At 67.7% G+C, this 25,559-nt stretch carries 23 protein-coding genes and 2 pseudogenes; 11 read left to right on the top strand and 14 right to left on the bottom strand.

Features of this window, described 5'->3' with window-relative positions; translation table 11 throughout:
- Positions 1-11 precede the first annotated feature (11 nt).
- The 6 genes from AC067U_RS21565 to AC067U_RS21540 form a co-directional block, all read right to left on the bottom strand.
- Positions 12-635, bottom strand: coding sequence for a Uma2 family endonuclease (locus AC067U_RS21565; protein WP_478831368.1), 624 nt, complete (start codon positions 633-635; stop codon positions 12-14).
- Between the two features lie 157 nt (positions 636-792).
- A complete protein-coding gene (locus tag AC067U_RS21560) occupies positions 793-1,554 on the bottom strand; it encodes a succinate dehydrogenase iron-sulfur subunit (RefSeq protein WP_478831367.1) in 762 nt (253 codons plus the stop codon).
- Entirely contained in the window at positions 1,554-3,308 is a 1,755-nt protein-coding gene (sdhA, locus tag AC067U_RS21555; RefSeq protein ID WP_478831366.1) for a succinate dehydrogenase flavoprotein subunit, read from the bottom strand. Before sdhA ends, AC067U_RS21560 begins: the two co-directional genes overlap by 1 nt.
- Positions 3,309-3,334: 26 nt before the next feature.
- On the bottom strand, positions 3,335-3,811 hold the full coding sequence (locus tag AC067U_RS21550; protein ID WP_478831365.1) for a succinate dehydrogenase hydrophobic membrane anchor subunit: 477 nt from the start codon (positions 3,809-3,811) through the stop codon (positions 3,335-3,337).
- A gap of 5 nt (positions 3,812-3,816) precedes the next feature.
- Complete coding sequence (sdhC, locus tag AC067U_RS21545) at positions 3,817-4,197, bottom strand: succinate dehydrogenase, cytochrome b556 subunit (RefSeq protein WP_478831364.1); 381 nt, start codon at positions 4,195-4,197, stop codon at positions 3,817-3,819.
- Between the two features lie 133 nt (positions 4,198-4,330).
- Entirely contained in the window at positions 4,331-4,924 is a 594-nt protein-coding gene (locus AC067U_RS21540) for a 2-oxo-4-hydroxy-4-carboxy-5-ureidoimidazoline decarboxylase (protein WP_478831632.1), read from the bottom strand.
- A gap of 364 nt (positions 4,925-5,288) precedes the next feature.
- Here AC067U_RS21540 and AC067U_RS21535 point away from each other — a divergent pair, with 364 nt between their 5' ends.
- Positions 5,289-6,017 (top strand): RNA polymerase sigma factor, encoded by a 729-nt coding sequence (locus AC067U_RS21535; protein ID WP_478831631.1) that lies wholly within the window; start codon positions 5,289-5,291, stop codon positions 6,015-6,017.
- The gene (locus tag AC067U_RS21530) at positions 6,017-7,159 is read left to right on the top strand and encodes a hypothetical protein (RefSeq protein ID WP_478831363.1); all 1,143 of its coding nucleotides are present in this window, start codon (positions 6,017-6,019) and stop codon (positions 7,157-7,159) included. Before AC067U_RS21535 ends, AC067U_RS21530 begins: the two co-directional genes overlap by 1 nt.
- 212 nt (positions 7,160-7,371) lie before the next feature.
- Here the strand turns inward: AC067U_RS21530 and AC067U_RS21525 are convergent, their stop codons facing one another.
- Entirely contained in the window at positions 7,372-8,259 is an 888-nt protein-coding gene (locus AC067U_RS21525) for a L,D-transpeptidase family protein (RefSeq protein ID WP_478831362.1), read from the bottom strand.
- Between the two features lie 192 nt (positions 8,260-8,451).
- Between AC067U_RS21525 and AC067U_RS21520 the strand changes: the two genes are divergently transcribed.
- From AC067U_RS21520 to AC067U_RS21495, 6 genes are all read left to right on the top strand, one after another.
- The gene (locus AC067U_RS21520) at positions 8,452-10,047 is read left to right on the top strand and encodes an acyl-CoA mutase large subunit family protein (protein WP_478831361.1); all 1,596 of its coding nucleotides are present in this window, start codon (positions 8,452-8,454) and stop codon (positions 10,045-10,047) included.
- Between the two features lie 55 nt (positions 10,048-10,102).
- Positions 10,103-10,777 carry a leucine efflux protein LeuE gene (gene leuE / locus AC067U_RS21515; RefSeq protein ID WP_478831360.1) on the top strand — a complete coding sequence of 225 codons (675 nt, stop codon included), beginning with the start codon at positions 10,103-10,105 and terminating at the stop codon, positions 10,775-10,777.
- Positions 10,778-11,115: 338 nt separating this feature from the next.
- A complete protein-coding gene (locus AC067U_RS21510; protein WP_478831359.1) occupies positions 11,116-11,322 on the top strand; it encodes a hypothetical protein in 207 nt (68 codons plus the stop codon).
- Complete coding sequence (locus AC067U_RS21505) at positions 11,306-11,830, top strand: DUF6879 family protein (RefSeq protein WP_478831358.1); 525 nt, start codon at positions 11,306-11,308, stop codon at positions 11,828-11,830. Before AC067U_RS21510 ends, AC067U_RS21505 begins: the two co-directional genes overlap by 17 nt.
- Complete coding sequence (locus tag AC067U_RS21500; RefSeq protein ID WP_478831357.1) at positions 11,820-12,662, top strand: helix-turn-helix domain-containing protein; 843 nt, start codon at positions 11,820-11,822, stop codon at positions 12,660-12,662. The genes AC067U_RS21505 and AC067U_RS21500 overlap by 11 nt, the downstream gene beginning before the upstream one ends.
- Before the next feature lie 30 nt (positions 12,663-12,692).
- Positions 12,693-13,175 (top strand): DUF7848 domain-containing protein, encoded by a 483-nt coding sequence (locus AC067U_RS21495; RefSeq protein ID WP_478831356.1) that lies wholly within the window; start codon positions 12,693-12,695, stop codon positions 13,173-13,175.
- 125 nt (positions 13,176-13,300) lie between these two features.
- Here AC067U_RS21495 and AC067U_RS21490 read toward each other — a convergent pair whose 3' ends face one another.
- The 4 genes from AC067U_RS21490 to AC067U_RS21475 form a co-directional block, all read right to left on the bottom strand.
- Positions 13,301-14,377 carry a phage portal protein gene (locus AC067U_RS21490; RefSeq protein WP_478831630.1) on the bottom strand — a complete coding sequence of 359 codons (1,077 nt, stop codon included), beginning with the start codon at positions 14,375-14,377 and terminating at the stop codon, positions 13,301-13,303.
- A 243-nt stretch (positions 14,378-14,620) separates the two neighbouring features.
- Positions 14,621-15,829, bottom strand: coding sequence for a phage major capsid protein (locus AC067U_RS21485; RefSeq protein ID WP_478831355.1), 1,209 nt, complete (start codon positions 15,827-15,829; stop codon positions 14,621-14,623).
- Between the two features lie 610 nt (positions 15,830-16,439).
- The gene (locus AC067U_RS21480) at positions 16,440-16,694 is read right to left on the bottom strand and encodes an HNH endonuclease (RefSeq protein WP_478831354.1); all 255 of its coding nucleotides are present in this window, start codon (positions 16,692-16,694) and stop codon (positions 16,440-16,442) included.
- Between the two features lie 1,257 nt (positions 16,695-17,951).
- Positions 17,952-19,529 carry a recombinase family protein gene (locus AC067U_RS21475; protein WP_478831353.1) on the bottom strand — a complete coding sequence of 526 codons (1,578 nt, stop codon included), beginning with the start codon at positions 19,527-19,529 and terminating at the stop codon, positions 17,952-17,954.
- Between the two features lie 32 nt (positions 19,530-19,561).
- Between AC067U_RS21475 and AC067U_RS21470 the strand changes: the two are divergent.
- Positions 19,562-19,789: pseudogene (locus AC067U_RS21470) on the top strand (LysE family transporter); the annotation flags it as partial.
- Here AC067U_RS21470 and AC067U_RS21465 read toward each other — a convergent pair.
- Genes AC067U_RS21465 through AC067U_RS21455 form a run of 3 tightly spaced genes read right to left on the bottom strand, consistent with a single transcriptional unit; the run spans position 19,782 to position 23,304 of the window.
- Positions 19,782-20,960 carry an acyltransferase family protein gene (locus tag AC067U_RS21465; protein ID WP_478831352.1) on the bottom strand — a complete coding sequence of 393 codons (1,179 nt, stop codon included), beginning with the start codon at positions 20,958-20,960 and terminating at the stop codon, positions 19,782-19,784. The pseudogene AC067U_RS21470 and the gene AC067U_RS21465 sit on opposite strands and share 8 nt — an antisense overlap.
- On the bottom strand, positions 20,957-22,330 hold the full coding sequence (locus AC067U_RS21460; protein ID WP_478831351.1) for a polysialyltransferase family glycosyltransferase: 1,374 nt from the start codon (positions 22,328-22,330) through the stop codon (positions 20,957-20,959). Before AC067U_RS21460 ends, AC067U_RS21465 begins: the two co-directional genes overlap by 4 nt.
- Positions 22,330-23,304, bottom strand: a complete 975-nt coding sequence (locus AC067U_RS21455) for a glycosyltransferase family 2 protein (RefSeq protein WP_478831350.1) — start codon at positions 23,302-23,304, stop codon at positions 22,330-22,332. The genes AC067U_RS21460 and AC067U_RS21455 overlap by 1 nt, the downstream gene beginning before the upstream one ends.
- 209 nt (positions 23,305-23,513) lie before the next feature.
- On the opposite strand from AC067U_RS21455, the gene AC067U_RS21450 reads away from it, so the two are divergent.
- Both AC067U_RS21450 and AC067U_RS21445 read left to right on the top strand, forming a co-directional pair.
- Positions 23,514-24,827 (top strand): DUF6716 putative glycosyltransferase, encoded by a 1,314-nt coding sequence (locus tag AC067U_RS21450; RefSeq protein WP_478831349.1) that lies wholly within the window; start codon positions 23,514-23,516, stop codon positions 24,825-24,827.
- A pseudogene (locus AC067U_RS21445) lies at positions 24,824-25,558 on the top strand (acylneuraminate cytidylyltransferase family protein); the annotation flags it as partial. The gene AC067U_RS21450 and the pseudogene AC067U_RS21445, both read left to right, overlap by 4 nt.
- Position 25,559: the final 1 nt, after the last annotated feature.

The raw sequence follows: 25,559 nt of genomic DNA, 5'->3' as shown, positions 1-25,559 counted from the left end.
GGCGGGCTGCGCTACTCCGCCTCGGGCTTGCGCCGCGCGGCCGCGAGGACCGCTTCCACATCCAGGGTGACCTTTGCCCCGACGGACTCGGGCAGGGTGACGGTCTCGCCGGGTGCGTGGACGCGGTGGGTGGCGTACTCGTCCTGCGCCGGGTCGGTGAGGACGTGCAGGCGGTTGTGCTTGCGATCGATGATCACGTAGACGGGGACCTTGGCATTGGCGTAGGCCGTCACCTTGTCGCGCAGGTCGGTCCGGTAGTTGCTGGAGGTGACCTCCAGGACCAGCCGGAAGACGACGGGGTCGTAGCAGTTGTTCTCGATGTGGTGGTCTTCCAGGTCGGCGTCGACGATCGAGAGGTCCGGGATGGCGTAGTCCTCGCGCCCGTCGGGAAGCCAGATGCCGATGGCCTGGAGCACCTCGGCTTCCATATCGTCGAGCCCCGCGGCGATGAACGGGCGCATGAGTTTGGTGAGGGCCCGCGCGTGGGCGCCGTCTGCTGGTGGCGACACGAGGATCTGTCCTCCGATGATCTCGACGCGGGCGCCCGGGTTCTGCTCCATGAGCCGGTTGGCCATGTCGATGAGCGGCCATTCGCTGTGCTCGGTGTGGGGACGCTCAGCGGGTGCTGCGGACATCACGTGCCTCCCGTGGGCTGCTGTCGAGAGCATCATCCTAAGACGGGAAGGGCCCGCGCGGCCGGATGTGGCGCGCTCACCCGAACGGGCGAGGGCCCCGCCCCCGGTCGTGGAGACCGGGTGCGGGGCCCTCGTACGCAACGCCGACCTGCGGAGGTCAGAAGCGGCGCGTGATCAGCGCGCGCTTGACTTCCTGGATCGCCTTCGTGACCTCGATGCCGCGCGGGCACGCGTCGGTGCAGTTGAAGGTCGTGCGGCAGCGCCACACGCCGTCCTTGTCGTTCAGGATCTCCAGCCGCTGCTCGCCGGCCTCGTCACGCGAGTCGAAGATGAAGCGGTGCGCGTTGACGATCGCCGCCGGGCCGAAGTACTGGCCGTCGTTCCAGAACACCGGGCACGAGGAGGTGCACGCGGCGCACAGGATGCACTTGGTGGTGTCGTCGAAGCGCTCGCGGTCCTCGGCGGACTGCAGGCGCTCGCGGGTCGGCTCGTTGCCCTTGGTGACCAGGAACGGCATGACGTCGCGGTACGCCTGGAAGAAGGGCTCCATGTCGACCACGAGGTCCTTCATCACCGTGAGGCCCTTGATGGCCTCGATGGTGATGGGCTTCTCCGGGTTGATGTCCTTGATCAGCGTCTTGCAGGCGAGCCTGTTCTTGCCGTTGATCCGCATCGCGTCGGAGCCGCAGATGCCGTGCGCGCAGGAGCGGCGGAAGGTCAGCGTGCCGTCGAGGTCCCACTTGATCTTGTGGAGACCGTCGAGCACGCGCTCCTTCGGGTCGATCTCGATCTGGAAGTCCTGCCACTCCGCCTGGTCCGACACCTCGGGGTTGAAGCGGCGGATCCGGAAGGTGACCGTGATGTACGGGGAGGCGGCGGAGTCGGTCGCCGCCTCCTTCTCCAGGGTGGGGGTGGCCATCAGTACTTACGCTCCATCGGCTGGTAGCGGGTCTGGACGACGGGCTTGTAGTCGAGACGGACGGAGTCCGTGCCGTCGGCCGCGACCTCGCGGTACGCCATGGTGTGGCGCATGAAGTTGACGTCGTCGCGGTTCGGGTAGTCCTCGCGGTAGTGGCCGCCGCGGGACTCCTTGCGCGCCAGGGCCGAGACGGCCATGACCTCCGCCAGGTCGAGCAGGTTGCCCAGCTCGATGGCCTCCAGCAGGTCCGTGTTGAACCGCTTGCCCTTGTCCTGGACCGAGACGTTCTTGTAGCGCTCGCGCAGCTCCGCGATCTTCTCGACCGCCGTCTTGATGGTCTGCTCCGTACGGAACACCATCACGTTGGCGTCCATCGTCTCCTGGAGCTCCAGGCGCAGGTCGGCGACCCGCTCCTTGCCCGTGGAGTTGCGCAGCCGCTCGACCAGGTCGACCACGAGCTGGGCCGGGTTCTCCGGCAGCTCGACGTAGTCGTTCTCGGCCGCGTACCTGGCCGCCGCGATGCCCGAGCGCTTGCCGAAGACGTTGATGTCCAGCAGCGAGTTGGTGCCCAGGCGGTTGGCGCCGTGCACGGAGACGCAGGCGACCTCGCCGGCCGCGTACAGGCCCGGGACGACGGTGGTGTTGTCCGACAGGACCTCACCCTCGACGTTGGTCGGGATGCCGCCCATGGCGTAGTGCGCGGTGGGCTGGATCGGGATCGGGTCCGTGTACGGCTCGATGCCCAGGTAGGTGCGCGCGAACTCGGTGATGTCCGGGAGCTTGGCGTCCAGCTGCTCCGGCGGGAGGTGGGTGAGGTCGAGGTAGACGTGGTCGCCCTCGGGACCGCAGCCGCGGCCCTCACGGATCTCCGTGTAGATGGAGCGGGACACGACGTCACGGGACGCGAGGTCCTTCATGACCGGCGCGTACTTCTCCATGAAGCGCTCGCCGTCCTTGTTGCGGAGGATGCCGCCCTCACCGCGGGCGCCCTCCGTCAGCAGGATGCCCATGCGCCAGATGCCCGTCGGGTGGAACTGGAAGAACTCCATGTCCTCCAGCGGCAGGCCCCGGCGGTAGCAGGCGGCCTGGCCGTCACCGGTCAGGGTGTGCGCGTTGGAGGTCACCTTGAAGAACTTGCCGGTGCCGCCGGAGGCGTAGATGACGGCCTTCGCCTGGAACACGTGGATCTCGCCGGTGGCGAGCTCGTACGCGACCACACCGGCCGACTTCTTGACGCCGTCTTCCTCGACGATCAGCTGGTCGAGGACGTAGAACTCGTTGAAGAACTCCACGCCCTCCTTCACGCAGTTCTGGTACAGCGTCTGGAGGATCATGTGACCGGTGCGGTCCGCGGCGTAGCAGGACCGGCGCACCGGGGCCTCGCCGTGGGCGCGCGAGTGGCCGCCGAAGCGGCGCTGGTCGATGGTGCCGTCCGGGGTCCGGTTGAACGGCAGGCCCATCTTCTCCAGGTCGAGGACGGCGTCGATGGCCTCCTTCGCCAGGATCTCGGCGGCGTCCTGGTCGACCAGGTAGTCACCGCCCTTGACCGTGTCGAAGGTGTGCCACTCCCAGTTGTCCTCCTCCACGTTGGCCAGCGCGGCGGCCATGCCGCCCTGCGCGGCGCCCGTGTGGGAGCGGGTGGGGTAGAGCTTCGTCAGCACGGCGGTGCGGCTGCGCTTCGTCGCCTCGATGGCGGCGCGCATGCCGGCGCCGCCGGCGCCGACGATGACGGTGTCGTACTTGTGGATCTTCATGAGATTTGTCGCCTCAGCCCCGTTGCCTAGCGGATGTTCGGGTCGAAGGTGAAGATCACCAGCGTGCCCAGAAGGATGGTGAACACCGTGGCGGTGTAGAGCAGGCCCTTCAGCCACAGCCGCGTGTTGGCACGCTCCGCGTAGTCGTTGATGACGGTGCGGAGGCCGTTGGCGCCGTGCAGCATCGCCAGCCAGAGCATCAGCAGGTCCCAGACCTGCCAGAACGGCGAGGCCCAGCGGCCGGCCACGAAGGCGAAGCCGATCTTGCTCACGCCGCCGTCCAGGACGAGCTGGATCAGCAGGTGGCCGATGACCAGCACGACCAGGACGATGCCCGAGAGGCGCATGAAGAGCCAGGCGGCCATCTCGAAGTTGCCGCGGGTCGCGCGGGGCGTCTTGGACGTGCGCTTGCGCGGGGCCTCGATGTACGGGGCCGGGTTGTCGACGTCGTAGAGCGAGGCGCCCTGGACGTCGCCGATCGCGGAAGAAGTGTCAGAGGACATCGGCGTCACTTCCCGAACAGTTCTGCAGCCGCGTGGCCGAGGACGGGGTAGACGGCCCCGGCCATCAGCACGACCCAGATGCCCACGACGGTCCAGAGCATCTGCTTCTGGTAGCGCGGGCCCTTGGACCAGAAGTCCACGGCGATGACACGGAGACCGTTGAGCGCGTGGAAGAGGATGGCGGCCACGAGGCCGTACTCCAGCAGCGCGACGATCGGAGTCTTGTAGGTAGCCACGACATCGTCGTACGCCTCGGGGGAGACGCGGACGAGAGCGGTGTCGAGGACGTGTACGAACAGGAAGAAGAAGATGAGGACGCCGGTGACTCGATGAGCCACCCAGGACCACATTCCTTCCCGGCCGCGGTACAACGTTCCAGCCGGCACGGAAAACCCTCCGGAAGCGGGGCGGGGGCCAGCCGGCTTCGTTGTCGGTCGGGCCCGGCCGGGTACGGTCCACCGGCCCCCGACATCGTAGCGACGAGTTGTCGGTTCCCTCGCGCGGGGGCCAGCGGTGTGATCAAACAGGCACGGACGGGCTATCCCACAAGGGCGAACCGGGCGATTCCGGACCCTGGATCTCCGGCGATCCCGACGATCGGGGCATTTCGCATTCGGTCGGGGCGGCGAGTTCGGCGAGCGCGGCCAGTCGGGCCTGGGCCAGTCGGCGCAGTTCGTCCGCGGAGACGGCCCGCTCCTCTTCCTCCTCGTGCCCCATCCGCTGCCGGATGCCCGCCAGCACCGCGTCCGGGTGCTCCTCCACCGGGTGTCCGGCCAGGCAGATGACGAAGGCGTGCCCGAACTTCCGTTCGTACTCCGCGTGCGCGGCGTCCAGCGCCAGGTGCGCCGCGTACGGGGCCCCCTCGTGGAGCTCCGAGGGGTACTCGGCGCTCAGCGCCTCCGCCAGGTCCGCCGGACGCAGGTCGTACGAGGCCTCGTCGGCGGCCGCCAACAGCGCGCCCAGGTCCGGGTACGGGCGGTGCGCGGCCACCCGGTGCGCCCAGCGGCGGCTGCCGCAACACCGCAGCAGCACCCGCTCGGCGGCCTCGGTGGCGGCGGCGTTGAACCGTGCGAGGGCGCTTCCGCGGACCTGGGCCGGGAGGGGGCTGGACAGCGTGGGGCTCCTCGGGACGTGTGGGGTGTGCCCAACGCTAGCGACGTGGACGCGCGCAGACCGCACGCAGCGGCTGATTTCACCCGGACGAGAAGGCCGGAGGAGGTGTGAGACTGGGGGGAGGTGGAGAACGGAGAAAGGCGACCGAGGCCGCCACCCCCCACAGGAGAGGCCCCGGCCGCCGTTCCGACACGGGCTCGTGCGACAAGCCCGTACCTCTGTCAGCGTCCTGAGTGCGTTTTGTGTCACACCTCGCTCCGCGCAGGAATGGTTGCTGGTTGTACAACTCGTGGACGTAGGTGCCCGAAGGCCGTAACGTGCTGATTTGCGCAGGACGTACAGGACAGTGGACGGGTTGGGGACTTTGCTGGGGGACGACGCGGAGCTGACCGCCGCGGTGCTCGCGGCACAGCAGGGCGACGAAAGCGCGTTCCGTACTGTGTACCGCGCCGTGCACCCGCGCCTGCTCGGATACGTACGGACGCTGGTCGGCGATGCGGAGGCCGAGGACGTCACCTCCGAGGCCTGGTTGCAGATCGCCCGCGACCTGCCCTCCTTCTCCGGTGACGCCGACCGGTTCCGCGGCTGGTCCGCACGGATCGCCCGCAACCGGGCCCTGGACCACATACGGATGCGCGGCCGCCGCCCCGCCGTCGGCGGCGACGAGACGGAGCTCACCGGCCGGGCCGCCGACTCCGACACCTACGGCGAAGCGATGGAGGCCCTCTCCACCGGCCGCACCATGGCCCTGATCGCCCGGCTCCCGCAGGACCAGGCCGAGGCCGTCGTCCTGCGCGTGGTCGTCGGACTCGACGCCAAGAGCGCCGCCGAAACCCTCGGCAAGCGGCCCGGAGCCGTCCGCACCGCCGCCCACCGGGGCCTGAAGAAGCTGGCCGAGATGCTGGGGGCCGAACACGGAGCGGAGTCCGGACCGGAAGTCGGCCATAATGCCTCCAGCCGTGCCGCGGACGCCGCGGACGCGGGGGGCCCGCGCGATCTCGACGCCGTTCCGGCGCAACGCGGCCCGGGCGGGGATCTCGTACAGCGAACCGGTGTGACGCATTCACGTTGGCGGACGCAGAAGGACATGTGATGGCCGACGATCGCAACAGGTGGCTGGACTCGGCCGCGGCGGAGGGACTGCTGCGGGGCGAGCCGGTCGGGCCTGTCGCGGACCGGCACGCAGCCGATGAGGCCGGGCGTCTACGCGCGGTGCTCGACGAACTCGCGGCCTCCGCCGCGCCCGCCGAATCCGAACTCCCCGGTGAAGCCGCCGCACTGGCCGCCTTCCGTACCGCCCGCGGCCCGGCAGGCGCCCAACCGGAACACGAAGCGGAGTACGCGGCGCAGCGCGCCGACGGCCACGGCCCGCTGGTGGCACTGGGACGGACGACCGTCCGCCGCCCCGTACGCAACCACTCGCTCCGGCTGGGCCTGGCCGCCGCCGCGGCCAGCGTGGCCCTCGGCGGGGCCGCCGCCGCGGCCGGCTCCGGGCTGTTCAACGGCACCTTCCACAACGCCGCGGACCCCCGCCCGGCCGTCTCCGTCACCACCGGCCCCAGCACCTCCGCGGGGGAGCGGGCGGTCGGCGGCACCACCGGGCCCGTCACCCCGGAGGGCGGCCCCAGCCGGCTCCGGGACGACGACCGGTCCCCCGGCGGCTCGGGCACCGGCGGTACGACGACGGGACCCGAGGCCGGCTCCGGTCAGCCCGGCACCGGCGGCAACGGGCCCGGGGGCGGCGACGGTCCGGACCGGGACACGGACCTGGGCGCCGGCATCGACGGCGGGGTCAGGGACCCCGGGAGCCGGATGATCCGGGTGGCCGACCTGTGCCGGGCGCACCGGGCGGGCCGCATCACCGCGGAGGGCCGGGACAAGCTGGCCCGCGCCGCCAAGGGCGTCTCGGGCATCGACCGGTTCTGCGACCGGCTGCTCAACGGGGACTCCGACGAGCGGGACACCGGGGGCACCGGCGGCAAGGGCGGCGACGGCGGCGGTCCGGGCGACTCGGACCACTCCGGCGGCTCGGGCTCGAACGGAACCGAGGGCCGCAAGGGTGCCGACGGCATCACGGGCGGGACCCTGCAGGCGCCGACCCTCCGTCCGGCCCTGCCGCGCCTGACGGCACCGAGCGGATCCGGCGCCGAATCCTGGACCGGATCCGGCACCGAATCCTGGGCCGAATCCGGCACCGGATCCGGCACGGAGATCGCCCCGGCCATCCGGCTGTAACACTTTTCGAACCGCCGGCGCAGTACATAACGAGCCGACTGGTCATCGGCCGCGCAAGAGCCGGGGTTCCCCCCGTACCCCTGGGCTCTGCGCACCCGGCGCGGGCGGGGCACGTTCCCCCGGCCCTGCCCGCGCCCTTTGAACCTTCGCCCGTCACGGGCCTCCGGTCCGTCCCGCGGCTTTCGGCACACCACCGGCGCACCGTCCGCGGATCACCAGTAGATGACGACCTTGTCGCCGACCTGCACCTGGTTGAAGAGGGACGAGAGCTTGCCCTTGTCCCGGACGTTCACGCAGCCGTGCGAGGCCCCGGCGTAGCCGCGCGCCGCGAAGTCCGCCGAGTAGTGCACCGCCTGGCCGCCGCTGAAGAACATCGCGTAGGGCATCGGGGTGTGGTAGATCGTCGACGTCCACTCCTTGGCCTTCCAGCCCACGTTGAACACGCCCTCGCGGGTCGGGGTGTTCTCCGAGCCGAAGCGGACGTCCATGGTCGAGACGACCCTGCCGTCGATCATCCAGGCGAGGGTGCGGCTCTCCTTGCTGATGCACATCACCCGGCCCGTCATGCAGCGCGGGTCCGGCGCGTCCACCTCGTTGGTGGTCGACGGGCGCAGCTCGTCGGCGGTCGGCTTGCGGCTGGAGCCCTGGATCTTCTTCCAGGTGGCGTCGTCCACCGAACCGGACGCGGTCAGCCCCTGCTTCTTCTGGAAGTGCTTGACGGCGGCCGTGGTCTTCGAGCCGAAGAAGCCGGTGGGCGCCTGCTTCATGTATCCCAGCTGCCGCAGGCGGGCCTGCAGCTCGCGCACCTGCTCGCTCTCGTCGCCGTTCGCCATCAGGTACTTCACGGCGGGCGAGGCGGAAGCCGAGGGGGAGGCGGAGGCCGACGGGGACGAGGACTGCGACGCGGACGGCGAGGGAGAGGCATCGCCGGGCTTGTCGTCGGGAGAGGCCGACGGCGAAGCGGCGGGGGAACTGCTGTCCGCGGCGGGAGAGGGCGCGAGCGCGGCCGGCGCCGCGGGCTTCTTCTCCTGCGGTCCGCAGGCGGTGGCGGTCGCGGCGAGCACGACGGCGCCGGCCATGCCGAGCGCACGGAACGTCATTCTCTTGCGGTTCTGGCGATGCATCTTCGTCCCCCGGTATTCAGTGGCTTCACATAGTTCGATGCCTTGGCGGGCGTGGTTGGTTGCGGACGGTCCCGGGATGTTGCGCCATTGTGACCGAGGGCGTTCCGGGACAGCGCGGAGACGTTCTACCAGGACCGGACCGGTCGGCGTCATGGAGGTTTCTGCCAGATGTCACACCCGAGGAGTGGATTCACCGAGAGCGGACTGCCCCTGCAACCGGTGTACGGGCCCGAGGTCCTGACACACTGGGACCCAGCGGTCAGTCTGGGCGAACCGGGGCAATACCCCTTCACTCGGGGCGTCTATCCGACCATGTACACGGGCCGCCCGTGGACGATGCGCCAGTACGCCGGATTCGGCACGGCCGCGGAGTCCAACGCCCGCTACCGGCAGCTCATCGAGGCCGGCACCACCGGCCTGTCCGTGGCCTTCGACCTGCCCACCCAGATGGGCCACGACTCCGACGCACCGCTCGCGCACGGCGAGGTCGGCAAGGTCGGCGTGGCGGTGGACTCGGTGGAGGACATGCGGGTGCTGTTCGACGGCATCCCGCTCGACCGGGTTTCCACCTCGATGACCATCAACGCCCCCGCCTCCCTCCTGCTGCTGCTCTATCAGCTCGTCGCGGAGGAGCAGGGCGTACCGGGCGACCGGCTGACCGGGACCGTCCAGAACGACGTACTGAAGGAGTACATCGCGCGCGGGACGTACATCTTCCCGCCCGCGCCCTCCCTGCGGCTGGTCGCCGACACGTTCCGGTACTGCCGGGCCGAGATCCCTAGGTGGAACACCATCTCCATCTCCGGCTACCACATGGCCGAGGCGGGGGCCTCGCCCGTGCAGGAGGTCGCCTTCACCCTGGCCGACGGGATCGCGTACGTCCGCACCGCGATCGGCGCCGGCATGGAGGTGGACGCGTTCGCGCCCCGGCTGTCCTTCTTCTTCGTCGCCCGCACCACCCTGCTGGAGGAGGTGGCCAAGTTCCGGGCCGCCCGCCGGATCTGGGCCCGGGTCATGCGCGAGGAATTCGGGGCGAAGGACCCCAGGTCGTTGATGCTGCGTTTCCACACGCAGACCGCCGGGGTGCAGCTGACCGCCCAGCAGCCGGAGCTGAACCTGGTCCGGGTGGCCGTCCAGGGGCTGGCGGCGGTGCTCGGCGGCACCCAGTCGCTGCACACCAACTCCTTCGACGAGGCCATCGCCCTGCCGACGGAGAAGTCCGCACGGCTGGCCCTGCGGACCCAGCAGGTGCTGGCGTACGAGACGGACGTCACGCACACCGTGGACCCGTTCGCCGGCTCGTACGTCGTGGAGTCGATGACGGACCGCCTGGAGGAGGCCGTGGTGGAGCTAATGGACCGGGTCGAGGCGATGGGCGGTGCGGTCGCGGCGATCGAGCGCGGCTTCCAGAAGGCGGAGATCGAGCGGAACGCCTACCGCATCGCCCAGGAGACGGACAGCGCGGAACGGGTGGTGGTCGGCGTGAACCGCTTCACCCTGGACGAGGAGGAGCCGTACGCGCCGCTGCGCGTGGACCCGGCGATCGAGGTCCGGCAGCGGGAACGGCTGGCCCGGCTGCGGGCGGGGCGCGACGGGGCGGCGGTGGACGCGGCCCTGGCGGAGCTGAGGGCTGCGGCAGGGGGCACCGACAACGTGCTCTACCCGATGCGGGAGGCGCTGCGCGCCCGGGCCACCGTGGGGGAGGTGTGCAACGCGCTGCGACAGGTCTGGGGCAGTTACGTACCGGCCGATTCCACATGGTGAAACTCACGGAAACCCACTGGAATGTCAGGTGCAACCCTGTGGGACACTCCTGCCCATGCTGGGTGTCACCGACCTTCCGACCTATCTCGCCGCCCTGGCGCTGATCATCCTGCTGCCGGGGCCGAACTCGCTGTACGTGCTGTCCGTCGCGGCCCGCCGCGGGGTGCGCGCCGGCTACACGGCCGCCGCCGGGGTGTTCACCGGCGACGCCGTGCTGATGGTGCTGGCGGCGGTCGGTGCCGGGGCGCTGCTCCAGGCCAGCCCGCTGCTGTTCGGCATCGTGAAGTACCTGGGTGCCGGCTACCTCGCCTGGATGGCCGTCGGCATGATGCGGGCCGCCCTGGCCATGTGGCGGGACCGCAAGGCCCGCCGGGCGGAGCCGGAGCACGCCGGTGCGGCGGACGGAGAGCCGGCCGCGGCGGCGGTCCCCGCGGCCGAGCGCCCCTACCGGCGGGCGCTGGTGGTCAGCCTGCTGAACCCGAAGGCCATCCTGTTCCTGCTGTCCTTCTTCGTGCAGTTCGTGTCAGAGTCCAACCCCATCGTGGGGTTCGTGACGCTGGGCGTACTGCTCCAGATGGCAAGCATGTTGTACCTGTCTGCGCTCATCTTCGGCGGGTCTCGTCTGGCTGCTGCGTTCCGTCGCCGAAGGAGGCTCAGCGCAGGGGTCACCTCGGCCGCCGGGGTGCTCTTCCTGGGGTTCGCCGCGAAGCTGTCTCTGGCAAGCGCGTAGGGGCCGGGCATGTCTCACCTTGACGACGCTGCGGCCCTGTTCGCCCGCCTGAGCCTCCAGGAGCAGCAAGAGGCACTGCGCGCCCTCGGCCTGCCCGAGAAGCCCGCGAGGGAGCCCCAGCCCCCTGCCCAGGTCACCCCGTTCTCTGCCCTTGCCAGCACCCCGAGCAGGCGGAAGCGACAGCCACTCACGGTGAAGGCTGTGAGTGGCCCCGAGCCATCATGAAGCCGTCTACCCGACAACGCGAATATTGGCGATGCCGCATAGACGCCCGTGACCAACCCTCGTAGCGTCGTTCCCCGAGGCCCCAACCGGGGCCAGGACAAGGGGGTTTCAGCATGGCTCGCGAGGAACTGACCCGGCTCACCGGCAACGGAAACGGCACCTGCGGCAAGGACGACTGCCCCAACGTCTACGTGACCGCCAGCGGATCGATCGTCGTTCAAGGCGAGGTGACCAACGTCTTCACTCCGCCCGAGGGCGAGGGCCTGGTGGAGATCCCGGAAGCTGTTCTCAGGGAGGCTGTACGTGCACTTGGCTGGTGAGGAATGGTCGGCACGCTTCGAGAACTTCCAGCGGGAAGCGTGGAGGCTTGAGACGCTACCTCAGTACCTCATGCCGCAGGAGGCCGAGGAATTCGCCGCATTCAACGCCGGGGCCCGTATCGACCCGCACGGCGTTTCGAATGAATACACTGACCGGCTGCGTCGACAAGTCACAGAAGGGCGCTCACAGGGGCGCGTGCACATCGTGACCCGCCCGCTCTCGGACTACCTGCGATTCGAGTTCTCCCAGTACTACGCACCACATGCCTTGGCCGGCGAGCAGATCCGCATTCTCGATGTGACCGGCCGAGGAAATCCCTTGCGAGGGGTGCAGGATTTCTGGATGTTCGACAGAACCGAGGTGGTGCTGATGAACTACCACCCGGACGGTCGACAGATCAACCGCGAGGTGTTCGAGGGGGACGTGTCCACGTACGTCGAGTTCCAACGAATCGCGGTCAGCGAGTCGGTGCCCTTTGAGGAGTACGTGAAGGGCCTTGACGCTTGAGCCTGAACGGCTAGGTCAGTCCAGGTCGGACCTAGCGGAAGCGATGCGCACGCTGCGGAAGCGAGCCGGGAGAACACAAACCTGGCTCGCCCGCCGCTGCAACATGTCGCAAACCAAGATCAGCAACATGGAGAGTGGCAAGCTCACACCAGCCATCGTCGATGTAGAGCTGATCTTGGAGGCGCTCGAAGCAGGCGGACCGATAGCGGAAGAACTTCTGTCCCTAGCCCGTACGGCAAACACGGAGTGGCAGGACCATTGGTCATCGCGGCGCAGGGGCTTGGATAAGAAACAGAACGAGCTAGCGAGGCTCGAAGCGGCGTCGACAGAGTTCCGATTCTTCTTGCTCTCCATGATTACTGGCCTGCTGGCCACGCCTGAATATGTGCGTGCCAGCATTGCAGACGTGCCCGGAGATCAATCCAAAACCGTTGCGAAGAAACTGGAACGCCAAAGCATCCTGCGCGATCCATCGAAATCGTTCACGTTCCTACTCACGGAACAAGCCGCCAGGTGGCCGCTGCTGCCACCGCTAGGTATGGCCATGCAGCTGGACTGGCTAGCCTCTATCTCCCGTATCCCGAACGTGCGACTAGGCATCATCCCATTGGGCGGATGCATCCCTGAGCGGCCGTTGAACACATTCACGGTCTATGACCGGCGACTGGTCACAGTGGAAACGGGAACGGGTGCCCTGATACTCCGTGACCACAGAGATGTGAACGCGTACCGCGAGGATTTCGAGAGGTACGAGTCGTACGCCTTGTTCGGAGACGAATGCCGGGAACTCCTCGCTGAGTGGTCAGCGTTGTTTACCCGACAACGCGAATAAAGCTCGGCTCGGCGCACCTTCCACGGGATCATGGCTGTCACCAGCCGAGCCGGGGAGGCACCGAGCGATGAGCAAGACAAAGACGACGATGGCACCGCCCGTTCACTTGTCGCTCCCGAACATTCCTCCGGAACCGGCACCAGGGTGCGGCGTGTGTACCGCGCTGGTGAATCAGCGGCGGGAAGCGCGGGACAGAGGAAACCTGTCGGCGGCGACAGATGCCGATGTCGAGATCCGCAACCACCCGCATCGGACACGGGGCAAGCGGTGACCCGCTCGCTCCTGCGGTACGTCAGACACCGGATCACCCAACACCCGGACACTGACGTGACATTCGAGGCCGAGTGCCTTCGCTGCAATTGGAAGGCGAAGCCGTCGACGGATAGTTCGGCCGTCGACGTCGAATGCATGAGCCATACCGGCCTGAGCAATCACCGGTCCTTCCGGCGCATGTGCACCTCGTTCGCCGTGGTGGTGCGAGATGAAGTGAACCAGGCCCCCGGCGTGCCCTGAGGGACGGCAACCACAACAGCACCAAAGGGCGCACTGGAAGGGACGCAGCGTGAGCGACAAGCGTCCCTGTGCGGGCCCCAGCGGGCTTTTCCTCCGGCCGGCTGGGGCTCGCATCGTTCCGCCAGTCAGGCCGTCTGCTGGCCAATCTGAGCCATGTTCAGCGGCTGGATGAACCCTGCGCCCTGGCCGTCGGGAAGCGGCGGAAGGTCCTCCAAGGCTCTGACTTCATCCCGGGACATGAAGCCGTTATTGATCGCCACCGCGTACGCCTCGTATCGGTCCTTCGTCTTCGCCCGAAGCCGTGCGTCCACGTTGAAGCGGATGTACTCGCCGCGCGGCAGGAGGAACGTTGAAACAGCTTGCTCGATCCGAACGATCCAGGGCATGAGCGTCTGATCCACGAAGAACTTGTTCTGTTCCTCGATCCCGCTTCCCCAGGTGGACGTAACCGAGCTGTCGACTAGATAGGCGGGGATGCGATACAGGAGAGCGATTTCAGATTTCTGGAATCTCCGCGTCTCCAAAAACTGTGCCTGCTCCGGCGCAATGGTGATGGGCTTGAAACTGGCACCGCCAGTCAGCACACCAACACTGTGGCTGTTCTTCACACCAGCGTGAGTCTTCCGGAACATGTCGCGCAGAACTCGCGCTTCGTCGGGCTTCGGACTCCCCGGATGTTCGATGACACCCGTCATCGTGGTTCCCTGCTCAAAGAAGCGGGTACCGAATTCCTGGGCCGTCAGCCCCAGGCCGATAGCTTCCCGAGCAACGTCCAGAGGGGAAAGGCCGCGCGATGATCCCGGAACAGCGAATGCGGGAATGTGCAGAATCTGCGAGGGGTCAAAGAGCCGTTCCTCTCCTCCAACCCTGAACGCCTTGGCGCCAACAGGCCCGTCAACAATCTCCACATCTTGTGGATGCAGGCAATAGAGCGCCATAACCTCCCCGCCTGTATCGCGGTCGGTCGCAATGAATGCGTTTCCGTCAGACAGAAGCGACGTGACGACACGGTGCCAAAACTCGTACGTCGTCTGATGCGGGTTGGGTTGGTGGATCCACGCGGGAGACCTGCGACCCTCAAGCTTCTTCCGAATCCCACCCGTCTTCGTCAGGTGGTCGATAGGGAGCATGCTGATCCCGTCAGCAATTAGGGACTGACAGGCATACACGGCAACAAGCTGAAGAGACCCTTCCCGAGTCACTGAGCGACCCGAGAAGGTACGCGGCCGGAAGGCCGACAACCCATCCCCTCTGCCGAAGCTAATCGAATCGGCACTCCAGGAGCGCCGCTCATAGATACGCCTGAAGAAGCTCACAGCCAACCCTCGATCTGACCCACTGCCATCCTGGCGCGCTTACGCAGGGCCCAAATTAGAAATCTCACACCAACTCCCAGCCCAAAAAGGAATGCCACCCGGATCTTTGTCCGGGCGGCATACAACGCATCACGGGCCCTTGACGACCTGGACGCTAGAGGCTTCGGCAACGGCCGCGCCGGCCACGCGCACTACGATCCGGTAAGTCACCTGGTCGCGGTCAAACCTGAACTCTTCGGAAGCGTTGATGTGGGCCTGACTGCGAATTCCGAAGAAGATGCGCGAGGCATCGCAGACAATCGCGTGCTTCGGAGGAATGTTGGAGGACACGATCAGCGGCAGGCCCCACACGCTCGTAAACGGCGTGCTGGTCGGAGAACCGCCCTGGAAGGTGCCAGCAGTAGAAGCCTTCTCCTTGCGCAGCGAGGCGGCGGCATCGGGCGCCGCGAAGATGACCGTAGGAGTGCCGTTGGCCGACTCAATACGGGTAATGGCGTCCGCGATGGAGTCGAAGGAGGGAAGCTGACCGGCGCCGAGAGTGGTGGTAACACCCTGACTGATGATCCCCTTAACCGGATTGGCTCCACTGCCCGAAAATGCATCGGCGTCGACGCGGTTCGCCGCAGACTTCAGCATGTCGTCAGCCAGCAGATTTCGGAGATCCACGGCGGAGTCCGCGAGCAGTTCATTCGATGCGTATCGCAGTTCCTTGACTGCCTTAGCCGCGAGAGTGATCCCGGCGAAAGCCATGGTGCCTTCGGGGATCACCGCCCCTTCGTCCACATATCCAGGAGTGGACGACGATGCAATACCCGGAAGGATCAGCTCGGCAGTGTCGAACTGAATGATATTCGCGGCGGGCAGTCCGCGCATGAAGGCGCTTTCGGCGCGAAGTTTCTCAAAGTAGGTCCGGGCCGTAGCCTTGGGGACAAGCCAACCCCCATCAGCCGGGGCGGAACTCTGAAGCGCCCTAAATTCGGCCAGGCTAGGAAGACGGCCCTTAAAGCCGTCTCGCTGCTCAGCATTGGCGGACGGGAGGGCAGCGGAACCGAGCTTCTCGGCGAAAGAGCGGGTCTCGGCCTGGCGCTCTTCCAGGCTCGGGCCCTCGGCGCCAGGAATCTCGGAAGCGTGCGAGCTCGGCTCGGGCTCCACAAGGGAGCGGAGAGCCGAACGGCCCTCGGCAGTGCTCGCCTTACCGCCATTCACCATGGCGAGGATCTCAGCCCGACATTCGGACCCGCGTGGAGTGTTATTGAGCACGTAAGCGATCTCCTCGGGATGAAGACCGCGCCCGTACGCCTCGGCGTCATCAAAAATCTTGGTCAGTGCGCGATTCAATGTCTCTCCTGCAATTGGACGTAAGAAGGCCGCCCTTCTGGCGCTGCCAGGGGCGGCTAAATGGTGTGCGCTGTGGGTGTTGGTCAGCCGTTGCGAGCTACGTCTTCGATGATCCGCATGTGGCGTTCATAGGCGCGCTCATGAGCACGCTTAAGGCGGCGCCCTCGGGCCACCTCGCGCTTGCACTGCGGTGAGCAGTAGAGCGGCGGGCGCCCAGGCCCGTACGGATGGTCGAAGAAGCCGCAGCAATAGAGGCAAGTAAGCTCGATCACTTGGGGGCTCCGTCATCCAGGTTCTATCGGTACGTAATGTAGAGACCTGTTGCGACGGCATTTCCCACACGGAGATTTGCATCCGGATACCCCCACCAACTTGGGCTAACCTGCGGACGCACACGCGACAGGAAGGCGGCGGGTGCAGAAGTCGTCAGCCTCAAACTCTCAGGAGGGCATACCCGGGGCCGTGAAAGGCTGTGGAAAACCAATGCAGGGCCAGGCCGGCGGGTGGTGCGGAAAGGCTCTGAGCGGGCCTGCGCGGGCCCGCATGGGTCGGGCGTATGAGCGACTGAACGCTACCTGCATGGACCTCCGTGGCAACAGGGGGGCCACCCTCAATAGTTCTTGCCTCGGCGGCGAGCATTCTCCCGACGCGTGTTACAGGAACGGCAGAGAACGCGGACGTTATCGAGCGTGTTGGTTCCACCCTCAGCCAAAGGCTGGATGTGATCTCCGGTGAGATCGGTACTGCGACCGCAGAAGGAACACCTGCCCGCTATTCGGGTGTTCTTACTGGGGTACCTTCGGCCAGTCGGGCAGAGCGGGCAACGCTCCCCAAGCGGATACAACCTCTTGTGCTTGGAACACATGCTGTACGGAATAGAGGTACCTCTGATTGGAAAGGTGCCACCCCTCGATGTGGGGTGGCGCTGAGGAGTACTGCTCTTACGCTCCGGCGTCCTCAGAGGCCGCCGTTCGCTTTCTGCCTTGGCTGAAGTCAGGTCCCGTTAGGGAGCCTGGCTGTCCGGATCTTCGACCGGCCAGGGCATAGCTACGAGCATGCGAGTAGCTAACAGACCCCGTAGGGGTCTGTAGTTCTTAGTTACTAGTTACGTCTCACCAGCGTGCTCGGGTGAGACAGCAAAGGTGCGGTGGTGAGATAGCAGCACCGCTGCCATAAGACAGGGTGCTACACAGACAGGTGTGGGTTATGGGCCAGTGCTGCCCGAACGGCAGCACCATACGGCCCGTACTCGGGCCGCCAATGCCTCTCCCACTCGACCGAGGGCCACAGGAACACCGCCCGAGCATCCGCGCATAGGTCATCCCACGCGAGAACCTCGCCAGCATGCTTCGACTGGTGGCCGCTGGAAGGCCCTGGATCGGCCTGAGGGCGCCTTTCGGGAGCCTCAGCCGGCCTAGGTGCCCGGAGGCCGGAACGGTCGACGTGGGATACCTTCTGGCGGCTTTCGCCGGGGATAGCGATCCGATAGGTCGTGGCGACTCCTCGCGACCCGTGGCGGGCCACGGCAAGGAAGCCGAGGGATACAGCCGCATGCAGCCAGCGAGCGGCCTTCGACCGGTCGATACCGGTCGCCTCTTGGATTCGGTCGAGCGTGGGACGTATGTCTTCTCCCCAGGTTCCCCAGCGGGTCCCAACTGCTATGAGGAAGCGGGTGAAGTGGGGCCACGCGTCTTTGCGCGTGAGCCTGTGAGCCTTCAGCACGTCGGCCCCGGGAGCCTCGGCCGTGGCCAGGGCGAAAACCCATTGTCCGTGTCGTGCCTTGGCGGCATCGGAGCGATCAGCCATACGGGAACCGACGTGTCCTCTCTTGGTTGGTGATGGCTTGTTGTATCCCTGGTGGGGTGGCGGTTTCCAGCAGGGGCGTTTAAACGCTGTCCTTGACTTCGCCAGGGGGCGGCGATGCAAGGTTTCTTTCCTACTGGCGCTCGGCGCAGGGTCTCGGCGCTGACAGGGGGCGTATGCGTGTTGTAACCGTTATCCAGGACCAGGACGGAAACCGGAAAGTCGTTGCTGATGTCGTCTATCCCGCCGAGGGGTGACATAAAAAACGCCCCCCTCCTCGCGGAGGGGGGCGTTTTGGCTTTGGGGGTGTGCCCGATGGTCAACTCCAGTTGTTGTCCATCCGGATCAGTCGCTTTTCTACATCGTGCGGGATGATCAACCGACCCAACAGTTCCCCGTCGTCTTGTTTACCAAGTTCGAAAGTGATTCCGGCGCTCAGTAGATCCTTTTCCATGGCCTCCACGCCACCGATCTTCCAATGTTGGCTGTAGGTCATGCCGGTGCTTTCGTAGACCCACCTATCCTTTGTGGATTCCGGGTCGATCTTCGTCAATTCGTTCATGAGGGCGTCTAGCGTGGTCTCTGCCTTCTCGCGAATGAATCCGGCCTTATCGAACCTTCCGCCAGGCTCCAGCCCAGACATGTAGTAGGCGATGGAATCTTCCAGTCGCTTGCGTTCACGCCTGTTCTCGTCGCCTCGGGCGTACTCGCGCCGGATTACCTCGAAATCACCCAGGGCCTCAAAGACAGCCTGGGCCAGAGCCGAGTACACATGCTCAGGATCCGGTGTGACGAATCCGGGCTTTCGGCACTCGGGGCACCTCAAGTATCGGTACTCTTTCACGTCGCCAGTAGAGAGCGTTTTGTAGCTGTTCGTTTCGTTTATGTTTCGTCCGCATTCGTGCTTCATAACGCCAAGGAACCTGGTGGGACGCCGGTTCTTCTCATGATGACGCTTGTTCTTCGCGCGGGTGGCAAGGGCCGTTTGTACGCCCTCGAATTCTTCATCAGTCAGGATCGGCTCATCCGTGACCCTGATTTCCTGCCCATTCTTGTCTAGCACCGGCGTAGATTTGTAAGCGCCTGTTTTCGTTCCCCCCTCAGTGCGAAGCCCCTTAACGGCGGGATTCCTGAGGATCCTGAGGACCTGCTGATTGTTCCACTTGCCGTTGCTGTAGGTCGCAACCTTGGCCCTGTCTAGAACCTTGGCGATTCGGTTTGCCGGAACCCCCCGCATTGCGGCTTGGTACATGTAACGCACTGCCCGCGCCTGCCTGGGATCTTGCACTAGCCGGATTTTCCCGCCCGCCTTGGCGGTCTTGTAGCCATACGATGGCTTACCAATACGCCATTGGTCCTGCTGCTTAGTGTATTCCCAGTGGGATGAAACGCGGGTCTTAGTGTTTGCGGCTTCGATCTCTGCGACGGCCGCTACGAACGTCACCATTGCCTGAGCCATGGGGGATGACAAGTCCAGCGTGTCATTCAGAGAAACCAGGTTCTTCCCGAACTTCTCGCACCACTTGATGACCTCATGTAGGTCAGAAATGCGCCTGATGAACCGGTCCAACTTCCAGAACAGAATGAGATCAAACTCAGGTATGCGGTTGTTGAGCCAGTCCCCGAGTTCCTTCCGCTCCCAAGGCGCCTTCTTGGTTGCAGACACTCCGAGGTCCCTGGCCACGCCGACAACCCTGACGCCCTCTCGAATGGCGTGGCGGCGAAGGTCAAGTTCCTGCCGCGCTGGGCTGGTGGTGTCCTCCGTGAGGATCGACAGTCGCACCGACAGGAGTCCACGGGGCGCGCCCTCCGGCAGCGCCTCGTTCCTGGCCTGAAGTTCGGCCAGCTCTGCCAGCTCCTCGGCGGTCCACTCACGAGCGGTCTTCGTAGCGGTCATGGGCGCGAGGGTACAGGCAGTTGGATTCTGGCGCCTTCTTCGTGCAGTTCGTCGACCCCGGCTACGAGTACCCCGCTCTCTCGTTCCTGCTGCTCGGCTCCCTGCTGCAGCTGAGCAGCTTCCTCTACCTGAGCGCGCTGATATTCGGCGGCACCCGCCTGTCGGCCGCCTTCCGGCGCCGCAAGCGGCTGTCGGCCGGCGCCACCTCCGCCGCGGGCGTCCTCTTCCTGGGCTTCGCGGCGAAGCTGGCGGTCAGCTGACCTTCTCGCCGGTCTCCCGTTCGAGCGCGCGCCGCAGCACCGGGGTGAGGGGGCGTTCCACCAGCCGGTGGATCAGCCACGCCAGCACCAGCATGAGGCCGATGGTCATGACCACGGTGGCGGCCGGCGGCACGTGGAAGTCCTTGTGCAGGACACCGATGACCACCCAGCCCAGGTGCTCGTGGACCAGGTAGAAGGGGTAGGTCAGGGCTCCGGCGACGGTCAGCCAGCCCCAGTTCATCCAGTCGAGCATGCCGACCGCCACCAGGGCGACCAGCAGGAACGCCAGCGTGACCAGGGCGATGATCACCGAGGCCTCGCGGTACGAGAAGAACTTCGGGTTCGGGGCGTGCCACAGGCCGGCCACCGCGTAGTGCTGGCCCATGGCCCAGCCGAGGACGGCGACGCCCCAGCCCGTGATGTCCCGGCGGTCGCGGTACACCAGGTAGAGGCCCATGCCGCCGATGAAGAACGGCGCGTGCTCCGGCATCAGCGCGATGCCCAGGAGCTCGTTCTTCGACGCGTCGGCGATGACCGCCGCGACCGCCCAGACCGCGCAGAACACCAGGGTGCGCCGCCGGCCCCCGCCGGGAATGATCACGAAGAGCGCGAAGAGCACGTAGAAGCGCATCTCGGCCCACAGGGTCCAGCACACGCCGAGGACCCGTTCGGCGCCCATCGGCTGCTGGAGCATGGTCAGGTTGGCCAGGAAGTCCGTCGGTGACACCGTCCTGTACGCCACCGCGGGCAGCGCGAAGACCACGGTGACCAGGACCAGGGCCACCCAGTACGCCGGGTAGAGGCGGGCGACCCGGGAGGCGAGGAAGGACCGCAGCGGCCGCCCCCAGGCGCTCATCGAGATGACGAAGCCGCTGATGACGAAGAAGAACTGGACCCCGAGGGGACCGTAGGCGAACCACGGCGCGGCGTCGGGGAACAGGTCGCGCGGCGACGCCCCCCACGCCTTCGACACGTCTCCGTTGCGCCCGCCGAAGTGGTAGAGGGCGACCATCAGCGCGGCCAGCAGCCGCAGTCCGTCCAGGGCCCGGAGCCTGCCGCGCCGGCTCCCCGGCGCCGGTGCCGCCGCGTCGTCGGCCGTGGTGGGCCCGGTGCTCCCGGTGGCGCCGGTGGTCCCGGTGCGGGGGTCGGGCAGTGGTGCCGTGACGCTCACTTCGACCGGCCCAGGGCGGTCTTCTGCAGCCGGCGGATCCGGCGCACCGCCCGGCGCAGGGCGGGGCTCTTCGGCAGGAAGGCCAGCTGGGCCGGAATCCCGCCGGGCAGGCCGAGGGTGGTGAGCCGCCGCCGCTTGAAATAGCGCCAGGTGTGTTCGTCGAGGCGGGTGGCCAGGAACTGCTCGGCCTCCGCGCGGCGGGCGGAGAGCACCTGGGACTGCATGGCGTACCCGACGGCGACCAGCAGCCCGTCGAGCGCCTCGCCGACCCGCTCCGGGCCGGGCGCGGTCTGGGACCGGACGGCCCCGGCGTCCTCCAGGTCCGGCAGCAGCGCGTCCACGACCGTCATCGGCACCCGGTTGCTGTTCTGGTACGGGGCGACCCGGTCCAGCAGCCGGCCCGTGCCGGTGCGCGCCACCGGGATCCCGTACAGGGTGGCGGCGGTGAGCAGCCCGGTGGAGAAGCAGCCGACCACCAGCGCGGGGCGCAGCCGCTGGTAGGCGACCTCGGCCAGGACGGGTTCGGTGAGCACGGTCAGCCGGGCGCCGAGCCGGGCGGCCTCCTCCTCCACGGAGCGGGAGTACCGGGCGGGCGCGCTCGGGTGCGGCTTGAAGACGATCTCGGTGTGGCCCAGTGCGTGGGCGCCGCGCACCATCGTGACGTGCAGTTCGTCCTCTTCCTCGGGGGTGAGGAGTTCGAGGGCGGAGAGGTACTGGCCGAGCAGCAGCGCGGTGTTCTCCGCGGGTTCGGGCAGCTCGGGCAACTCGGGTGATTCCGCCGCGAGTTCGGTGAGCACCTTCAGGAAGGCCTCGGCGGGCACCAGCTCGGCCGGCACCCCGAACTCGGTGAGCAGCAGGGGCTTCAGGCCGGGTGCCAGGTCCAGGTGCAGCACCCGGCGGATCCGCATGCCCAGCTGTGGGTCGAGCTTGTGCCGGGTGGGGCCGTAGCTCATCAGGCCGTCGGCGTAGACCTCGACCGAGGCGCCGGGGAACAGCTGGCACACCGCCTGCGCGGGGGAGACCTGGATGGACTCCACCACGAGTTCGATCCGGTCCTCGCCCAGCCCCCACAGGGCGCGGAACTGCCGCTCCCACAGCGGGACGTCCTCGGGCCGGGGGGTCCAGGTGCTCGGGTGGTACGGCTCGATGGCGGCGTTCCAGTCGAGGTGGTCGTCGAAGCGGGTGCGCAGCGCGGCGAAGCCGGGCATCGCGTCCGGGCCCGGGGCGATCTCCGGGATGGTGGCGTTGTTGCTGGTCAGCAGGATCCGGCGGTCGGCCGGACCGAAGACGCCCGCATCGATTCCGGCGGCCAGCGTGGCCATGCCGTACACGGTGGAGACCAGGAAGATCTGCGTGGTGCGCGGTTCCATCAGGCGGCCGCTCCCTCGCCCGACCGGCGGCGGAGCCGCCGCAGCAGCACCGACCGTTCCGTGTCCATGGAGTTCAGGGCGCCTTCGAGCACGTCCTTCGGCATTCTTCCGAGCGCGGCCGCACTCATCGAACGGAGTTTTTTGGCCACTTCGGGCTCGAACCTTTCAATGGATCCGATGTGGTGCGCAATGATTGCGCAATATGTGCGAACGGCTTTCGGGAGCAGCTTTGCCGCGTCCCGGTCCGCCGCCGTGTCCGCGATCACTTGATCGAATGCGCGGATGAAATCGAGCTGCCGGACGTCGCCGATCTGCGTCAGGGAGGTCGAAACTCCGCGCCGGTAGAAGATTCCGGGCAGCCCGACCGCCGCGAAGGACTCCGCCTCCCGGTGCAGCCGCCAGATCCACGGCCGGTCCTCGGCGGTCCGCAGCCCGTCGGTGAAGTGCAGCAGCCCGCGGTCCAGCAGCCGCCGGTGGTACATCCCGGCCCAGGCGTACGGGTAGTCCACCGAGGTGGGCCGCTCGGCCGGCAGGATGCCCGTCCGCGGATCGGCCGGCACGCCCTGCGGGCCGTACGGGATGCGCTGCACGGTGCGCGCCTTCCCGGTCACCTGCACATGGTCATTGCGGACGAAATCGCAGTTCAGCGCCTCGATGGCGGCCAGCGTCCGGGCCAGGTGGCCCCGTGCCAGCCAGTCGTCGCCGTCCATGAAGGCCAGGTACTCGCCGCGCGCCGCGTCCAGCCCGGTGTTCCGCGCCGTGGCCAGGCCGCCGTTCTTCTCGTGTCTGAGGAGCACCGCGCCCGGCAGCTCGCGCGCCGCCCGCTCCAGGAGCTCGGGCGTCCCGTCCGTCGAGCAGTCGTCGACGAGGAGGAACTCGAAGTCGTCCCGCGCGTTCAGTTCGAGGCTTTTCAGGGCATCCGGTGCGTATGTCTGCACGTTGTAGAACGGCACGACAACAGAGAGCTTGACCACCCGGCAGACATTAGGCCGTGGCGCGGCATTCACCGTGGACCATGCGAAGATTTTACGTGAACGACGCGTGGCGCCGGAGTTAACCCGCCCCCACCGCGGACCGCTTCCGTCTCACTCCCCGGCGTATTCTCATTTCGTCGACGGGTTGTTAACCCTCCGTTGTGCGTTCGTTGGGCCGATCACCGGAATTCCGGCATAGCTTCTGGCCCGTGCCAGTAAGCAAGCGGGTCGCAGTGCTCGCCGATTCCGATACGCGATGGAAATGGGGCGCACTCACCGCGCACCGCATCGCCCCCGACTGCGCGGCCGAGGACGGAAACCTGACCGGATTCCTGCTGCGCGGCCGGGCCACGCCCACCGCCCGCCAGCTCGGCGAGGTGGGCGTACGGGCCGACCGGCTGGACGAGGTCACCCTCCCCGAATTCCTCGCCGAACTCCGCCGCGGGTCCTACGACATGGTGGTGCTCGCCCTGGTCGGCGGCGCCGTCCAGGCCGCCCTGCACGGCATCCGGGCCCTCTGGCCGGCCCCTGCCCGCAGACCCGTCCTCGTCACCGGCTACGTCGGAGTCGTCTACGAGAAGCTCGCCGACGGCCTGCTGCTGCGCCACGGCGCCGACCTCGTCCTCGCCAACTCCCGCCACGACGCCGGACGCTTCCGCGCCGTGTACGAGGGAGCCGGGGCCGACGCCTCCGCCGTCACCGAGACCGCCCTGCCCTTCCTGGACGGAACGCCGTACGAAGAGCCCGTCGGCCACGCGCACACCGTGGTCTTCGCCGCCCAGCCCTCGGTGCCCGAGAGCGCCGCCGACCGCGGCTACCTGCTGCGCCGCGCCGTCGAGCACGCCCGCCTGCACCCCGGCCGGGAGGTGCTCCTCAAGCTGCGCAGCAAGCCCGGCGAGCACACCACGCACCTGGAGGAGATCCCCTACCAGCGGCTCGCCGACCGGCTGCCGGACCCGCCGCCGCCGAACTTCCGCCTGGTGTACGGGAACATGGGCGAGGTCCTGGACAGCACCGACCTACTGGTCACCGTCTCCTCCACGGCCGCCCTGGAGTCCCTGGCCCGCGGTATCCCCACCGCCGTCCTCACCGACCTCGGCATCCGCGAGACCCTCGGCAACCACCACTTCCTCGGCTCCGGCTGCCTCGCCTCCTGGGACCAGCTCGACGCCGGACACCGCCCGGCCGGCGACCCCGCCTGGCTCGCCGCCCAGGGCGTCACCTCGGACGCCCCCTACGACGCCGCCCGCGCCCGCATCGCCGAGCTGCTCGCCCGGCCCGAACTCCCGCCGCCGGCCCCGTACTACACGGCCGTCACCGCGCCCGGCTACCTGCCCGGCATCCTCGCCCGCCACCAGCTGGCCCCCGACGGCACCGTGCTCCCGGGCGCCTCGAAACCCCTCCCGGAGAAGTCCCGGCTGCGCCGCTACCTGCGCAACTACCTCCGCGAGGCGGCCCGCGGCACCTACCGGCACGGCGTCCAGCGCGTCGCACCCGTCATCCGCAGGCTGGGGGAGCTGTGACCGCCGCCCCCGCCGGCACCCCGCCGGTCCCGCGCGTGCTCGCCGTCATCCCGGCCCGCGGCGGCTCCAAGGGCGTCCCCGGCAAGAACCTCGCCGAGGTCGCCGGCGTCCCGCTGGTCACCCGCGCCGTCCGCGCCTGCCTGGCCGCGCCCACCGTCACCGACGTGGTCGTCTCCACCGACTCCGCGGAGATCGCCGAAGCCGCCCGGACCGCCGGCGCCGAGGTCGTGCGCCGCCCCGCGGCCCTCTCCGGCGACACCGCGACCAGCGAATCGGCGCTGATGCACGCGCTGGACCAGTTCGAGGAACTCCACTCCACCGAGGTCCACGTGCTCCTGCTGGTCCAGTGCACCAGCCCGTTCCTGCACCCCGACGACGTCGAGTCGGTCGCGGCCGCCGTCGCCGCGGGCCCGGCCGACTCGGCCCTCACCGTCGCCCCCTTCCACGGCTTCCTCTGGCGGGACGCCCCCGGGGACGGCGGCCACGGCGTCAACCACGACAAGGCAGTCCGGCCCCGCCGCCAGGACCGCCCCCAGGACCTCCTGGAGACCGGCGCCGCCTACGCCATGGACGCGGCCGGATTCCGCCGCGCCCGGCACCGCTTCTTCGGGCACACCCTGCCCGTCCGCACCGATCCCGCCCGCGTGCTGGAGATCGACGACCCCCACGACCTGGCCCGCGCCCGCGCGCTGGCCCCGCTGCTCGACCCGAGCGCACCCGCGCCCGTACCGG

It is taken from the genome of Streptomyces sp. NPDC043853 (genome assembly GCF_056436025.1).
Note: the sequence above shows the minus strand (reverse complement) of the source record. Positions and strands in the feature narration are given on the sequence as shown.

Excerpts from the sequence above, each read along its gene's own strand:
- AC067U_RS21565 (WP_478831368.1), bottom strand. The coding sequence starts at position 635 with ATGTCCGCAGCACCCGCTGAGCGTCCCCACACCGAGCACAGCGAATGG.
- AC067U_RS21560 (WP_478831367.1), bottom strand. The coding sequence starts at position 1,554 with ATGGCCACCCCCACCCTGGAGAAGGAGGCGGCGACCGACTCCGCCGCC.
- sdhA (WP_478831366.1), bottom strand. The coding sequence starts at position 3,308 with ATGAAGATCCACAAGTACGACACCGTCATCGTCGGCGCCGGCGGCGCC.
- AC067U_RS21550 (WP_478831365.1), bottom strand. The coding sequence starts at position 3,811 with ATGTCCTCTGACACTTCTTCCGCGATCGGCGACGTCCAGGGCGCCTCG.
- AC067U_RS21530 (WP_478831363.1), top strand. The coding sequence starts at position 6,017 with ATGGCCGACGATCGCAACAGGTGGCTGGACTCGGCCGCGGCGGAGGGA.
- AC067U_RS21525 (WP_478831362.1), bottom strand. The coding sequence starts at position 8,259 with ATGACGTTCCGTGCGCTCGGCATGGCCGGCGCCGTCGTGCTCGCCGCG.
- AC067U_RS21520 (WP_478831361.1), top strand. The coding sequence starts at position 8,452 with ATGTCACACCCGAGGAGTGGATTCACCGAGAGCGGACTGCCCCTGCAA.
- leuE (WP_478831360.1), top strand. The coding sequence starts at position 10,103 with ATGCTGGGTGTCACCGACCTTCCGACCTATCTCGCCGCCCTGGCGCTG.
- AC067U_RS21510 (WP_478831359.1), top strand. The coding sequence starts at position 11,116 with ATGGCTCGCGAGGAACTGACCCGGCTCACCGGCAACGGAAACGGCACC.
- AC067U_RS21495 (WP_478831356.1), top strand. The coding sequence starts at position 12,693 with ATGGCTGTCACCAGCCGAGCCGGGGAGGCACCGAGCGATGAGCAAGAC.
- AC067U_RS21480 (WP_478831354.1), bottom strand. The coding sequence starts at position 16,694 with ATGTGTTCCAAGCACAAGAGGTTGTATCCGCTTGGGGAGCGTTGCCCG.
- AC067U_RS21475 (WP_478831353.1), bottom strand. The coding sequence starts at position 19,529 with ATGACCGCTACGAAGACCGCTCGTGAGTGGACCGCCGAGGAGCTGGCA.
- AC067U_RS21460 (WP_478831351.1), bottom strand. The coding sequence starts at position 22,330 with ATGGAACCGCGCACCACGCAGATCTTCCTGGTCTCCACCGTGTACGGC.